At 62.6% G+C, this 13,592-nt stretch carries 15 protein-coding genes; 10 read left to right on the forward strand and 5 right to left on the reverse strand.

Annotation, left to right across the window (positions count from 1 at the left end):
- The first annotated feature begins 2 nt into the window (after positions 1-2).
- The 3 genes from LJF34_RS09730 to LJF34_RS09740 all read left to right on the forward strand — a co-directional run bounded on the left by LJF34_RS09730 (position 3) and on the right by LJF34_RS09740 (position 2,319).
- Positions 3-1,016, forward strand: coding sequence for a type II glyceraldehyde-3-phosphate dehydrogenase (locus LJF34_RS09730; RefSeq protein WP_231184770.1), 1,014 nt, complete (start codon positions 3-5; stop codon positions 1,014-1,016).
- Positions 1,017-1,440: 424 nt separating this feature from the next.
- Positions 1,441-1,779: a hypothetical protein gene (locus LJF34_RS09735; protein ID WP_231184771.1), complete on the forward strand. Its 339-nt coding sequence runs from the start codon at positions 1,441-1,443 to the stop codon at positions 1,777-1,779.
- Between the two features lie 150 nt (positions 1,780-1,929).
- Positions 1,930-2,319: an Hsp20/alpha crystallin family protein gene (locus tag LJF34_RS09740; RefSeq protein ID WP_231184772.1), complete on the forward strand. Its 390-nt coding sequence runs from the start codon at positions 1,930-1,932 to the stop codon at positions 2,317-2,319.
- Here LJF34_RS09740 and LJF34_RS09745 read toward each other — a convergent pair.
- Both LJF34_RS09745 and LJF34_RS09750 read right to left on the reverse strand, forming a co-directional pair.
- A complete protein-coding gene (locus LJF34_RS09745; RefSeq protein WP_231184773.1) occupies positions 2,306-3,172 on the reverse strand; it encodes a RimK family alpha-L-glutamate ligase in 867 nt (288 codons plus the stop codon). The two genes, LJF34_RS09740 and LJF34_RS09745, sit on opposite strands and share 14 nt — an antisense overlap.
- An 84-nt stretch (positions 3,173-3,256) precedes the next feature.
- Entirely contained in the window at positions 3,257-3,571 is a 315-nt protein-coding gene (locus LJF34_RS09750) for an ASCH domain-containing protein (RefSeq protein WP_231184774.1), read from the reverse strand.
- 234 nt (positions 3,572-3,805) lie between these two features.
- Between LJF34_RS09750 and LJF34_RS09755 the strand changes: the two genes are divergently transcribed.
- Positions 3,806-4,237, forward strand: a complete 432-nt coding sequence (locus LJF34_RS09755) for an ester cyclase (RefSeq protein WP_231184775.1) — start codon at positions 3,806-3,808, stop codon at positions 4,235-4,237.
- Positions 4,238-4,385: 148 nt separating this feature from the next.
- Here LJF34_RS09755 and LJF34_RS09760 read toward each other — a convergent pair whose 3' ends face one another.
- A complete protein-coding gene (locus tag LJF34_RS09760; protein WP_231184776.1) occupies positions 4,386-4,751 on the reverse strand; it encodes a DUF5518 domain-containing protein in 366 nt (121 codons plus the stop codon).
- A gap of 101 nt (positions 4,752-4,852) precedes the next feature.
- Here LJF34_RS09760 and LJF34_RS09765 point away from each other — a divergent pair, with 101 nt between their 5' ends.
- Complete coding sequence (locus tag LJF34_RS09765; RefSeq protein WP_231184777.1) at positions 4,853-5,812, forward strand: NOG1 family protein; 960 nt, start codon at positions 4,853-4,855, stop codon at positions 5,810-5,812.
- Between the two features lie 25 nt (positions 5,813-5,837).
- On the opposite strand, the gene LJF34_RS09770 is transcribed toward LJF34_RS09765, so the two are convergent.
- Complete coding sequence (locus LJF34_RS09770; RefSeq protein ID WP_231184778.1) at positions 5,838-7,166, reverse strand: TIGR00341 family protein; 1,329 nt, start codon at positions 7,164-7,166, stop codon at positions 5,838-5,840.
- Positions 7,167-7,317: 151 nt separating this feature from the next.
- Here LJF34_RS09770 and engB point away from each other — a divergent pair, with 151 nt between their 5' ends.
- On the forward strand, positions 7,318-7,935 hold the full coding sequence (engB, locus tag LJF34_RS09775) for a GTP-binding protein EngB (RefSeq protein WP_231184779.1): 618 nt from the start codon (positions 7,318-7,320) through the stop codon (positions 7,933-7,935).
- 564 nt (positions 7,936-8,499) lie between these two features.
- Here the strand turns inward: engB and LJF34_RS09780 are convergent.
- Positions 8,500-9,189, reverse strand: a complete 690-nt coding sequence (locus LJF34_RS09780; RefSeq protein WP_231184780.1) for a helix-turn-helix domain-containing protein — start codon at positions 9,187-9,189, stop codon at positions 8,500-8,502.
- A 151-nt stretch (positions 9,190-9,340) separates the two neighbouring features.
- Here LJF34_RS09780 and LJF34_RS09785 point away from each other — a divergent pair, with 151 nt between their 5' ends.
- From LJF34_RS09785 to LJF34_RS09800, 4 genes are all read left to right on the forward strand, one after another.
- Positions 9,341-10,378 carry a DUF1611 domain-containing protein gene (locus tag LJF34_RS09785; RefSeq protein WP_231184781.1) on the forward strand — a complete coding sequence of 346 codons (1,038 nt, stop codon included), beginning with the start codon at positions 9,341-9,343 and terminating at the stop codon, positions 10,376-10,378.
- A complete protein-coding gene (locus LJF34_RS09790) occupies positions 10,378-11,448 on the forward strand; it encodes a dipeptide epimerase (protein WP_231184782.1) in 1,071 nt (356 codons plus the stop codon). The genes LJF34_RS09785 and LJF34_RS09790 overlap by 1 nt, the downstream gene beginning before the upstream one ends.
- A gap of 110 nt (positions 11,449-11,558) precedes the next feature.
- The gene (locus tag LJF34_RS09795; protein ID WP_231184783.1) at positions 11,559-12,752 is read left to right on the forward strand and encodes a redox-regulated ATPase YchF; all 1,194 of its coding nucleotides are present in this window, start codon (positions 11,559-11,561) and stop codon (positions 12,750-12,752) included.
- A 160-nt stretch (positions 12,753-12,912) separates the two neighbouring features.
- Entirely contained in the window at positions 12,913-13,320 is a 408-nt protein-coding gene (locus LJF34_RS09800) for a hypothetical protein (protein WP_231184784.1), read from the forward strand.
- Positions 13,321-13,592 lie beyond the last annotated feature (272 nt).

The raw sequence follows: 13,592 nt of genomic DNA on the forward strand, positions 1-13,592 counted from the left end.
ACATGCTACAGGTCGGCATTAACGGGTACGGGACTATCGGGAAACGAGTCGCTGACGCCGTCCGGGCGCAACCGGACATGGAAGTCGTCGGTGTCGCAAAAACCCGGCCCAACTTCGAGGCCGAAGGGGCCGTCGAGAACGGCTATCCACTGTACGCCGCAATCGAAGAGCGGGCGGACCAGTTCGAGGAGGCGGGTATCGAACTCGCGGGGATGGTGGACGAAATGGTCGAGCGGGCGGACGTGGTCGTTGACGCCTGCCCGTCCGGCATCGGCGCGGACAACAAATCGCTGTACGACGAGTACGACACGCCCGCGCTGTATCAGGGCGGCGAGGACGCGAGCGTCGGCGACGCGAGTTTCAACGCGCGTGCGAACTACGAGAAATCGGTCGGCGCACAGCACGTTCGTGTCGTCTCGTGTAACACGACCGGACTCTCACGACTCGTCGCGCCGCTGCGCGAGGAGTACGGCGTCGAGAAGGTCCGTGCGACCCTCGTCCGCCGCGGCGGCGACCCGGCCCAGACGGGTCGGGGTCCCATCAACGACATCGTGCCGAACCCGGTGTCGCTGCCGTCGCATCACGGCCCGGACGTGAAGACCATCTTCCCGGACCTCGCCATCGACACGCTCGGACTGAAGGTTCCGGCAACGCTGATGCACATGCACAGCATCAACGTCTCGCTCGAAGCCGAACCGGACGCAGAGGAGGTGCGCGAACTGCTCGAAAGCCAGTCGCGCCTGTTCGTGATTTCGGAACACATGAACATCGACGGCGCGGGCAAACTGAAGGAGTTCGCCATGGACAGGGGTCGCCCGCGTGGAGACTTCTGGGAGAACTGCGTGTGGGGCGAATCGGTATCGATGGAAGGAAACGATCTCTACCTCTTCCAAGCCATCCACCAGGAGAGCGACGTGATTCCCGAGAACGTGGACGCCATCCGCGCGGTGACGAACGCCGCCGATGCCGAAGAGAGCATCGAGACGACGAACGACGCGCTCGGAATTGGCTTCTAATTACCGGTATTTCGGTAGGGTTCGTTTTTTCGGCGAGAAGAGCGCCGGGGGGTTCGTACGGGTGGCCGAGTAACGACGATATCGTCGGTACGAGCGGGCGGAAAGTCGCGTCAAACGTCGTGACAGTCGTTAGCAGTGATCAAATCCCGTTCGGAATCTCCGCGCCGTATCGACGGATTCCATCGTTCATGAACGAGTCCAGACGGGTTACGTCGGTCCGACGTAGTCGGGAAGGAAGCCCCACGTCCCCGATTTTCATCGTTACCGGCGAGTAGCCTCCCGTTCAACCGTTTTCGAATGGTGCGAACTGACTCAACGATACCCGGCGTTCATTTACCGTTCCCCCGATGGTGCGCGATGGGTGGGGTGGACACACCGTCGCGGTGCTGTCCAGCAACGGTCTCTCCCGCCCGGAGAGAAATACATGAGAAAGTCACTCAAGATCCTGCTCGCGATGACCATCGTGGGTAGTTTGTTCGCGGTCGGATTCGCAGGTAACGCGGCGGCATACGCCGACGACAACCAAGTACAAGTGAACGGTCAGTACGCGAGTTCGCACGTCGACCAAGACCAGTTCGTCGCGCAGGGGAACTATAACGAACAGGACGACAACTACGCGGTTTCGGCCGCGGGTAACCTCGGTAGTGGCAGCGCTTCCTCCGGCGACGCGTACGCGGTTCAAGCGAGCTACCAGAGCAACGACAACGCACAGGTCGCGTGGTCGAACGCGCAGAACTTCAACGCCCAGTACCAGGACGACTAAACAGCGCAATCGTCGATAGCTGATTTTTTACGGCGGAATTCGGGATCAACGTTCCGGAACGTCGTTCATTCATACATGTCCCCCACGCCGGAAACGGCACGGTTGATGCCTGTCCAAAGCCTTTTGCCCCGGAAGGGCTTAGCCTCAGGTATGCGACGAGACGATCGCGACGACCCCTTCGACGACCTCTTTCGTGAGATAGAACGCATGATGAACGACATGATGGGCGGCAACGTCGATATGCAGGTCGATACCGGCGCGACCGGGTTCGGTGCCGACACGCACGTCGACATCCACGAGGACGACGAGTTGGTCCGCGTCATCGCCGACCTCCCCGGCGTCGAGAAGAACGACATCGACCTCAAATGCGACGGCGAATCGATGACCATCAGCGCCGCAAGCGACCACCGCGAGTACGACGAGCGCATCACGCTCCCGGCGCGCGTGGACGAGAGTTCCGCGAAAGCGACCTACAACAACGGCGTTCTCGAAGTCACGTTCGAGAAGACCGACGAATCAGCGAACATCAGCGTCGAGTAGCCCGAACGAGTTCGGCGAGGCGGTCGTACAACCCATTTTCGTACTTCGTTTCAATGTCTATCGTCGGTCGTGCGTTCGTCTCGTTGACGAACACTCGATCCCCGACGGCGAGGAGATCCACGCCACAGAACGGAATCCCGAGCGTTTCGGCCGTCCGTTCCGCGACGTCCCTGAACTTTCCAGATAGGCGGACGCCCCGCGCCTCGGCACCGCGATGGACGTTGTGTTTCCAGCGACCGGCGGCTAGCGCGTCGTCCGGGAGTCGCCGTTCGACCGCACCCACGTACTCGCCGTCCACGACCATCGCGCGATAATCGACCGCCTTCGGGAGATACTCCTGCACGAGGAACGATTTGTCCCCCGTCGCGCGGTAATCGTGGACGAGATTCAGGTAGTCGATCACGCCGAGAAACGAGTCTAAATCATCGACTTTCGCGATTCCCGTTCCCCGCGTCGTGGAGTTGGGTTTCACCACGACCGGCGGGTCGAACGCCTCGAAGGCGTCCACGAGTTCGTCCTCGTCGACCGGGTTCGAGACGACCACCGTCTTCGGAACCGAAATTCCCGCCCGTCCGAGTCGGGCGATGACTCCACCTTTGTTTCGCGAGGTGAGGACTGCCTCGCGGTCGTTTACCCACGGGACCGAGAGCAGGCCGTCGACGATTCCACCTTCCATCATCCGGGAGGGATAGACGAACCCGACGTCGAACTCGTCGGGACCCCACGGCGGGTCCGCGAGGTCGAACGTCCGCGCCTCGCTCGGGACGTGACGGATCCTGATTCCGCGTTCTTCGAGCGGGTCGCGGATGCGCTCGAACGTCTCCTTCCGGTACGCGACCGCCAGATTCAGCATCGGTCGTGAATTCGCATCCGTCGATAAAAAGGTCGCCCGTCTCGTCCCAGTCTCCGTCTCGTCCGTTCGCCCCGCCCGCCGTTCTCACTCGACGCGTTCGAACCGGTGTCTGTACACCGTCGCGTCGTCGTCCCATTCGAAGTCGTCGTGGGCGTGATTCAAGCGTTCGCGGTAGGCCGCCAAATCCTCCGACCCTTCGGCCCGTGCGTCCTCGTCCGTCAGGTCGCCCAGTTTTCGCTCGGTCACTTCGACGACTTCGAACGTTTCGCCGTCGATGTCGAAGGTGTCACCTTCCTCGGCGTACGGGTTGCCGCGGTGGAGTTGCGAAACGCGGCCCGTCGTGACCGCTCGTTGGATGTGTTCGGACGGAAGTATCGTGTCGGCGTCGATGTTCGCCATGTTCGATTTTTCGTGCTCCCCGTAAAAATCACTCCCGAAGGACCGTTCCGATTCGAAGTATTCTGATCGGTGCCCGTGAGAGGAGGTGGCGAACTATAGTATCGTTGAGAATCAGTTGTACGAGTTTCCCCAGCAGGATCTTGCAATTTTGAGGAGGTACCGTTCTGACCTGAATATTCTGTTTCAATAACGTCTATGCGTATCTATGACGTGTGTCCTTCTGGGGGAGGGAAAATGCCACAAACATTCGAGAATACCGAAATCGTCCGGCAATTCGTCGACCGAGCGTTCAACGATGGGAAGCTCGAGGCGGCCGACGAATATGTCGCCGAGGATTTCGTGCGCCACGACCCGGCCGCGGCGGACGTGGTCGGTCGAGATGAATACAAGAGATTCATCGAGATGAACCGGACTGCGTTCCCGGACTACCACGAATCCATCGAGAGCATCATCACGCAAGATGACACGGTGATGTATCGGTGGAGATTACGCGGCACACAGGAAGGGGAGATCATGGGAGTCGAGCCGACCGGAAAGGAAGTTGACGTGACCGGAATGGTCGAAATGCGCATCGAAGACGGGAAAATCACCGAGATGTGGGGCAATTTCGACGCTCTCGGGATGCTCGAACAGCTCGGTGCTGTACCCGAACAAACCGCCGAATAATCGACCGAGGATCGTCGTCAACGAAATACTCGGGACCGATTACATCGGTCCCGTACTTATTTTCTCCACATCGTAGCACGCGCGAATCGAGAACGGTTTCCTTACCCTCGCACCGGCCACGTTCGCGTCGCCGCCGAACTCGACCCAATCACCCTTTCAGCACGCCGCCGATGGCACCGCCGATGGCGCTATCGAGCGCCAGAACGAGGGCGACGAAGACGGCCACGAGGAACAGGCCGAGGCCGCCGAACAGCGACCCGACGGGGCCGCCCGCGAGTCCGCCGATGATGGTGCCGCCCAGTCCGAGAAACAGGGCGACGACGACGCCGCCGATGGACCCGGCGAGCAGGCCGTGCCAGAAACCGCTTCCAAGTCCGCCGCCGGCGACGTATCCCGCGGCGAAGCCACCGGCGAGTCCCGCGGCGACGTGTCCGATTCCGGGGAGGGCGAACGCCACGATACCGGCGAGGACGGAGACGACGAACCCGACGAAAACCGCGTACCAGTTAGTCATGAGTAAATACGTTGGCAGGCAGAAAACAAAAGTCTCTCGCCGGAATCCGCTCGCACGACGGTATGAACGCCCTTTTAAGGAGGGAGGGCATACGAATCTCCATGATTTTCGAGACCCTACCGACAACGCCCACGTCGGAGGAACTCATCGACAAGGCGTTCTCGCGGGCAACACGGGCCGGGCGGGCCAAAAGCGGCATTCAGGCCCAACAGTCCATGCTCCAAACCGCCTCGAACATCCTGTCGGACAATATGCAGAACGTCGTCACCGCGTGGCCGGACTTCGAGGAGGTGGACCCGTTCTATTACGAACTGGCCGACGCCGTCGTGAACGTCGACGAGGTCCGAAAGAGCCTGTCCGAAATCCAGTGGGCCTCCCGCAAGACGAAGGACATCGGCCGCGAGTACCAGGGCAAACTCCGAGGCGACATCAACTACGCCCGGAAGGTGCGAAAACAGGGGTTCGCCCGCCTCGCGTCCATCGTGGAGGAAGTCGAAGACGACCTCGACCGAATCAACGCGGCACGCAACGACCTCCGGGACCTCCCGGACATCGACCCCGCCGACCCGACGGTGGTCGTCGCCGGCTATCCCAACGTCGGAAAGTCGTCGTTCGTCAACACGATAACCAACGCCCGCAACGAAATCGCGGAGTATCCCTTCACCACGAAGGGGATTCACGTCGGTCACTTCGAGCGCGACCACATCCGCTACCAAATCGTGGATACGCCGGGGCTCCTCGACCGACCCGCAGACGAGCGAAACACCATCGAATCGCAGGCGGTGTCGGCGCTCACGCACCTCGCCGACTGCATCCTGTTCTTCGTCGACCCGAGCGCGTACTGTGGTTATCCGCTCGACGCGCAACTCGAACTGCGTGATTCGGTCGAAGCGGAGTTCGGCGACGTGCCCCTCCTCACCGTCTGCAACAAGTCCGACCTCTCGACCGACGTGGAGGCGGACGAGTACATGAGCATCGAGGAGGACGAGAACGTCACGGGGACGCTCGATGCGGCCGTCGAAGCCATCGGCTACGAACCCGAACTGCCGTTCGACGGATAAAGCGGGTCAGAAAACTCGAAACCGTTTACGCAGAAACGCTGTCCGTTTCGACGTATCGGATTTGAACCGCGATCGCGCGACCCGTCTGCCGTTCGATTCGGTCGTGGATGCGATTGGCGAGATGGGGATACCGCTCGTCGCTCGGTCGACCGACGGTGACGACGACGCGATGGGGTTCGCGGAACGGGAGGTTTTGCGTGTAAGCGCTCTTGCCGAGCGGGAAGGTCTGGCGGTACTGAACCTGCATTTGGAGCTTTTCGGCCTGCTGGTACTGAGACTGGTCGAAGACGTGAGTCACTGCCGCGTCCGCACCGTCCTCGAACTGCGACCCCTGATAGGAGAAGTAGGTGACGCCGCCGAGGAACACGGAGAGGGCGGCGATACCGACGACCAGCGCGCCGATTCGTTTGACGGTTTCCTCGCGGGAGCGTTCGGTCTTGAACCAACTCTTCGGCCGGTAGCCCATGTACTGGAGCGTCACGATGGCCGAGAGGTTGATGGAAAGGACGTTGACGAGAACGAGGACCCCGGCACTCAACGCGACTATCGGCATCCCCCACGCGATACCGACGCCGACGGCGGCGGCGGGCGGGATGAGCGCCGCCGCGATCATAACCCCGACGAGGGCGACGGACACGCCCGCGGCGAGGCTGATGACGCCCGCCGCACCCGCACCGAGTGCGACGATGAGCGAGAGGAAATCCGGGGTCAATCGGCCACTTATCTGTGATAGCTGCGTGATATCCGTGTTCGGCGGGAAGAGATAGAGCGTTCTCACGAGGAATGCAAAGACGGTCGCGCTGCCGATGGCGACGACCATGCCGAGGAGTTGCAGTTTGACGCCGCGGCGGAACAGGTCGGTTTCGTCCAAGACCGTCCCCACGCCGGTCGAGAGCGCCGGGCCGACCAACGGCGCGATGACCATCGAACCCACGACGACCGCCGGGGAGTCGAGGAGCAACCCCGCGGTTGCGACGACGGCGCTCACCACGGTCATGAACACGAACGTTCGAAAGCGCGGGGAGAGTTCGCGCGCTTCGGTCAGAATTTCGTCGCGTGCAATTCGGTCGCCGCCGTTCTCCGCTTCGTATCGTTTCGCCAGTTGTTCGAACTGGCGGGACGTGTCCGTCTCGGCGTCGATGATGACCGTGTGAGCCTCGTCGCTCAAGCCCGCATCGTGGAGTTTGTCGATGACGGGTTGGACGGCGTTCTGCGGGAGCGGAAACGTCGCGAGCGCGGCGTATTTCCGCCCACCCGTCTCGTCGGTGAGAAAGAAATCGATTCCTTCGGATTCGAGCGCGTCGACGACGGTTTCTCGCTCGCCCGTCGGGATAGATACCTGTACGAGTCGCACATCGTCCGATGGGTCGTACAGATTGAAATAATCGCGGGCCGATAGCTCGGAATTCGAGGTCGGATTTCACCGAAGCAGGTGGAGTGAACGCATCGACTCTCTCGGCGCGGGAAACCACGGCGGTTAAGCGTGGAGGCGCCAACGGACGACTATGTTCGAAAATCGACCCGGCAGGGGTGCAGAGGTGATTTTCGTCGGGCGCTCGAACGTCGGCAAATCCACGCTCATGCGCGAGTTGACGGGCCACAGTTTCGAGACGGGTGGCAAACCCGGCGTCACGCGTCAACCCAATCACTTCGATTGGGCCAGCGAGGATTTCATGCTCACGGACCTGCCCGGGTTCGGCTTCATGTCCGGCGTCGAGGAGGACCGGCGCGAGCGGATAAAGACCGACATCGTGCAGTACATCGAGGAGAACGCCGAGAAGGTGCTGGTCGGCGTCCTCGTCGTGGACGGGAAGAGCGCCGTGGACATCATCGACCGCCACTCCGGCGAGGACGAAATTCCGCACGACGTGGAGATGTTCTACTTCCTCCGCGAGATGGGAATCCCCGTCGTCGTCGCGGTGAACAAGATGGACAAGGTCGACGACGAGGACGAGCGACTGGACGACCTCTGTGACCGCCTCGGTCTTCATCCGCCGTGGAAGCAGTGGCAGGACACCATCGCCCCCATCAGCGCCAAGCGCGGCAGTATCGACGCGCTGAACGAGGCCGTGAAGACCCACCTGCACGAGCAAAAGCGCGACGACCTGTTCAAGTTCTTCTAGGGAGGGTTTCAGCGAAGGACTGCGTAGCGATTCGTCGGTCACTGACCGGTTTGGTCCCGGTATCACGTATAAAGGTTCGGAGGAACAGGGTTGCGAGGACAGGGAGTATTTTTTCGGAAAACGCCGTCACGTTCGTTACGAATTGTAGTCGAGAACGACTGAATCGCAGCTATTGGGAAGCGGACCTCGAAAGCCCCCGCCTGCTCGCTACGAACTGGGTTTGATATTTTTGTGATTGTAATCACCGAGAAGCAGCCATCGAAAGCCCCCGCCCGCTCGCGGTTGCTGATGCGAGATATTCTGGCCTCTCCGCCACGGTCGGCCAGAATAGTTGCCCGCACAGCAACCACACAAGCGCGAGCAGGCGGCCCCTTTCAGTCCTCCCAGACAGATCGACCGCACAGCACCGCATCAGCCACACCCTCCCCATCCGACTCCCTCCCCCGCTTCGCTCCTCCGGTCGTCCCTCGCGCGACTTCAGCGAGACGACGCGGCCGAGTATGGCCGCGTCGTCTCGCCAGCGCACGCCACGTCGTTCGTTCAGTTAGCGAGAAACGTAGAAACTTACCCGAGCAGTTTCGCTTCGGCCTTCCGCAGGTGTTCGAGGAGCGTGGTTTTGGACACGTCCATCTCGTCGGCCAGTTCGGACGCCGTCACGTGCCGCGGCCAGTCGTAGTACCCGCGGCGGCGGGCGAGTTCGAACACCTCGCGCTGGCGTTCCGAGAGGTCGTCGGTGCGGAGGACGCCCGCGCCGGTCTCGGCGGTTGCGACGTGGCGAACGCGGATATCGGCGTCCATCTCCTCGCAGACCGCCTCGATTCGGTCGTGGAGTTCGTCCTTGTCCACCTCGACGATGACGGTCCAGTATTCGCGCCCGCCGTACATCCGCACCGGTTCGTCCGGGATGAACCCGCGCGAGACCAGCGCGTCGTTGATGCTGTTCCCGAGGTCGTAGTGGACGACGATGCCGCAACTCGCGCTCCCGAAGGCCAGCGAATCCTCGGTCGCGTGCGGGTGGTCGGTTTCCCACACCGAGTCGGTCAGGTCCGACTCCCGAATCGCCTCCACGAGTTCGTCCACCTCCTCGCGCGTGTTGCCGTAGACCGTGAACCGGCCGGTCGCCAGTCCGTCGATGGTGTGGACGCCGTGGCCGAGGAGGCCCGCCGCCCGCCCCTCGGTGACTTCGAGCGTCCAGCAGTCGGGGTGCCAGATGTCGAGCGTGACTCGGAGGCCAGCGTGCTCCGGCGTGGTCATCTGGTGTGACACACGGATGATGTGTGCAAAAGTGTATGGCTGTGGGAGTGACAGATGCTGTCAGACCGTCGTGTCAAAATCGAGACCGGGCGTCGGCCACCCTTCCATGAAAGGGGGCATTGTTTTGATCGACAGTGCGCCTGTGTAGCACATGAATCTCCGGGACGCGTTCGACGCCCCCGCGCCAGCGCTCGTTCTCGCCGAGGGTGCGTTCGGAACGATGGACGGAAAGACGGCCAACGGCGTCGTCATGCACAGCGAACTGTTCGACGCGCAGGCCGTCATCGACTCGACGCACGCCGACGAAGCGACGAGTGACGTTCTCGGACGCGCGGACGTCACCGACGTTCCGATAGTCCCCTCGACCGAGGACGCGCTCGAACGCGCTCCCGACGCCGAAGCCCTCGTTATCGGGGTCGCTCCCGCCGGCGGCGAACTGCCCGACGAATGGGTGAGCGATATCGAGGAGGCCATCCGCGCGGGACTGGACATCGTCTCCGGACTGCACGTCTTCCTCTCCGAACGGGACCGGTGGAAGCGTCTCGCGGACGAACACGACGTCACCCTCTTCGACGTGCGAAAGCCGCCGGGCGAGGAGGACCTTCGCGTCGGCGACGGCAGCGTGGACGAGGCGGGCGCGGAAATCGTGTTGACCGCCGGGACGGACTGTGCGGTCGGAAAGCGAACCACGACGTTCGAACTCTATCGGGCCGCCGAGCGCGCCGGACTGAACGCCGGGTGGGTCGCGACCGGACAAACGGGAATCATGGTCGGCGCGCACCGCGGCGTCGTCATCGACCGCGTTCCGGCGGACTTCACCGCGGGCGTCGTCGAAGACCTCGTGTCCGCCGTCGCCGAGGACCACGACATCGTCTTCGTGGAGGGCCAAGCGTCGCTCACGCATCGTGCCTATTCGAGCGTCACGCTCGGACTCCTCCACGGCGCGTGGCCCGACGCGGTCGTGCTGGTCGATGACCCCGACCGCGATGACCGGACCCACTTCCACCAGTGGCCGGTCGCGGGCGTGGAGGCCGAACGACACCTCGTGGAGAAACTCTCGGACGCGACGGTCGCCGCCGTCTCGACGTGGGCCGACCCCCTCGAAATCGACTACGCCGTTCCGGCGGCCAACGTCTACGACGAAGGGGGAGCGGACGACCTCCTCGCGATGGTTCGCGAGGCGCTGTGATGCGAATCGAACACGCGACGGTCGAACCGCTCGACCTGCCGCTGCACGAACCGTTCGAAATCTCCCTCGGCGCGCAACGCCGCGCGAGCAACGTGCTGGTCACGGTCGAAACCGAGAACGAGACCGGCTACGGCGAAGGCTCGCCCCTGACGCCGGTGACGGGCGAGACGCAGGAGGCGGCGCTCGCAACGGCTCGCGCCGCGACGGAATTACTCGAAGGAAAATCGCTCACCGACTATCGCGGCCTCGTTGCCGAGGTACGGAACGCGTTTCCGGGCATGGTGTCGGCGCTGTTCGCGGTCGAAACCGCGATTCTCGACGCCTACTGCCGCGAGCGGGGGATGGCCCTCTCGGAACTGTTCGGCGGGTCGCCGGATCCCGTGACGACGGATTTCACCATCGGCATCATGCCGCCGAAAGAGGCGCGGGACGGCGCGTCGAGGGCCGCCGAACGCGGGTTCGACGACCTGAAGGTGAAGACGGGAACGACCGTCGCGGACGACGTCGCCCGCGTCGCCGCCGTGCACGAGGGCGCACCCGACGCGGAACTGACGGTGGACGCGAATCAGGGGTGGACGCCCACGGAAACCGCCGCGTTCGCGGACGAACTCGAATCGCGCGGGATTCCGCTCTCGCTGGTCGAACAGCCGACCCCCGCGACGGACGTGGTCGGACTCGCACGGGCGCGGGACGCCGTATCGGTTCCCGTCGCGGCCGACGAAGCGGTGTTCACGCCCGAGGACGCGGTTCGAATCGTCCGCGAGGAGGCGGCGGACGTGATAAACGTAAAACTCGGCAAGTCGGGACTCCTCGCCGCGCGGGACATCGCCGCCATCGCCGAGGCCGCGAACATCGAGTTGATGGTGGGATGCATGCTCGAAAGCGCCGTCGGGATTCACGCCAGCGCACACCTCGTTTCCGGAATCGGGTCGTTCTCGCACGTCGATTTGGACGGCAACCTCCTCATCGCGGAGGACGTGATTCCGACGGACGGAGGACCGACCATCGACATCTCCGGGCCGGGTCACGGCGTCGTGCCGGACGGAGTCGTCCCGAACGGAATGGAGTAACTCGGCAGTCGCACCGAGTGACTCCGAATATTCCGAGTGACTCGGTATCATTCGACAGTCGTGTCAACGTTTGAAAACTCCTTTAGCCTCGACTCCCCCAATCCGGCCTAATGAGTTACAAAATCGGCCTAGTCGGGAAACCCTCCGTGGGGAAATCGACCTTCTTCAACGCCGCGACGATGAACGACGTGCCGGAGGGTGCCTACCCCTTCACCACTATCGACCCGTCCATCGGCGAGGCCTACGCCCGCGTGGACTGTGCGGCACCCGAGTTCGACGAATCCTGCACGCCCAGCGTCGGATTTTGCGAGGAGGGAACGCGCTACGTCCCGACAAAACTCGTGGACGTGGCCGGACTCATTCCCGGCGCACACGAAGGCAAGGGCCTCGGCAACCAGTTCCTCACGGACCTCAACGAGGCCGACGTGCTGGTTCACGTCGTGGACTTCTCCGGGATGACCGACATCGAGGGCGAACAGACCGAGGGCCACGACCCGCGCGACGACATCGACTTCCTCGAAAACGAACTCGACATGTGGTACCTCGAAATCCTGGAGAAAGGCATCGAGCGCTTCCGCTCTGGCTACGCCGGTGAGGAGAAACAAATCGAGGTGGACCTCGCCGAGCAGATGTCGGCGTTCAAGACGAACAAGGACGAGATAAAGCAGGTCATCCTCTCGCTCGGTCTGGACCTCGACCCCGAGACGTGGGAGGGGGAGGACCGCGAGGCGCTCGCCTGCGAAATTCGCAAGCGCACCAAACCCATGGTCATCGCGGCGAACAAGATGGACACCCCCGCGGCGCAGGCGAACTACGAGGAGATAACTTCTGACCCCGAGTACGAACACCTGACGATCATCCCCGCCAGCGCCCACGCCGAGAAGGCGCTCAAGAACGCCGACGAACAGGGCGTCATCGACTACGACGCGGGCGATTCGGACTTCGAAATCACGGGCGACGTGAGCGAGGAACAGGAAGAGGGCCTCGCCCAGATTCGGGAGTTCACCACCGAATTCGACGGGACGGGCGTCCAGCGCGCCCTCGAAGCCGCGCTGTTCGACGAACTCGACCTCATCGCCGTCTTCCCCGGGTCGGCCAACGGCAGCGCCAGCAAGAAGGGCGTCTTCCGCGACTGCTTCCTCCTCCCCGGCGGTTCAACGGCCGAGGACTTCGCGTACCACCTGCACAGCGATATCGGCGACGGCTTCCTCCACGGTATCGACTGCCGGAGCAAACGCCAAATCGGTTCGAGTTCGGAGTTGGACCACCGTTCCGTCGTCGAAATCGTCTCTACGGGTCAGTAACGACGGAATCCGCTAGTTGATCTTTCTCTACTGTACTCTTCTCATTTCGTGGCCCGGTACTGTTGTCATCGTGAGCATGCGTTCGCCGTGATTTCAGTTGCTGGGAAGCAGCCCTCGAAAGCCCCCGCCACGCTCGCTACGAGTTGCAGTTGGTTGTTCTATGGTTGCAGTTGCCGAGAATCAGACCCTGAAAGCCCCCGCCCGCTCGCGACCGGTGTGCGGGATATCCGCGCTCCCCACACCGCTCACGCGGATACTGGCCCGCACAGCCGACCACGATGAACGCGAGCGGACGGCCCCTTTCAATCCCGCCCGCGTACAGCAACCGCACCGCAACAGCCACACCCTCCCCAACCGATTCCTTCAGTCGTTTCACTCCCTCAGTCATCCCTCGCACGACTTCACCGGACCGACGCGGCCGATGGTTGGCCGCGTCGGTCTGTCAGCGCGCGCCAGTCGGAAAACCGGGATGAGCGCTACTGACCAACCGCCGTGGCGCGTGCGCCAGCAGGTTCGCGGCCAGCCATCGGCCGCGAACCTGCGTGGCTATCGCGCGAGGGATGACTGAGCGAAGTTCTCAGGAGCGACCGAAGGGAGCGGACGAGAACCCGGAAGAGCCTGTCTCTTCCGGGCGAAAGAATCGGTTGGGGAGGACGTGGCTGTCCTTGGCGGATGAAGGGCGAGTGAGCGAAGCGAACGAGGGCTTCGTGTTCCCTAGCAACAGGGAATATCGTAAATACGTCAATTCTACCATTTTCGCTTGAAAACCCGTAGTCTCGCCCATTTCCCAGTCGTCACACCGCACATGCTAGGGACGGGGACTAAGCGGGAACATAGGGG

The organism is Haladaptatus sp. DYF46 (assembly GCF_021083305.1).
Classification (GTDB): Archaea; Halobacteriota; Halobacteria; order Halobacteriales; family Haladaptataceae; genus Haladaptatus.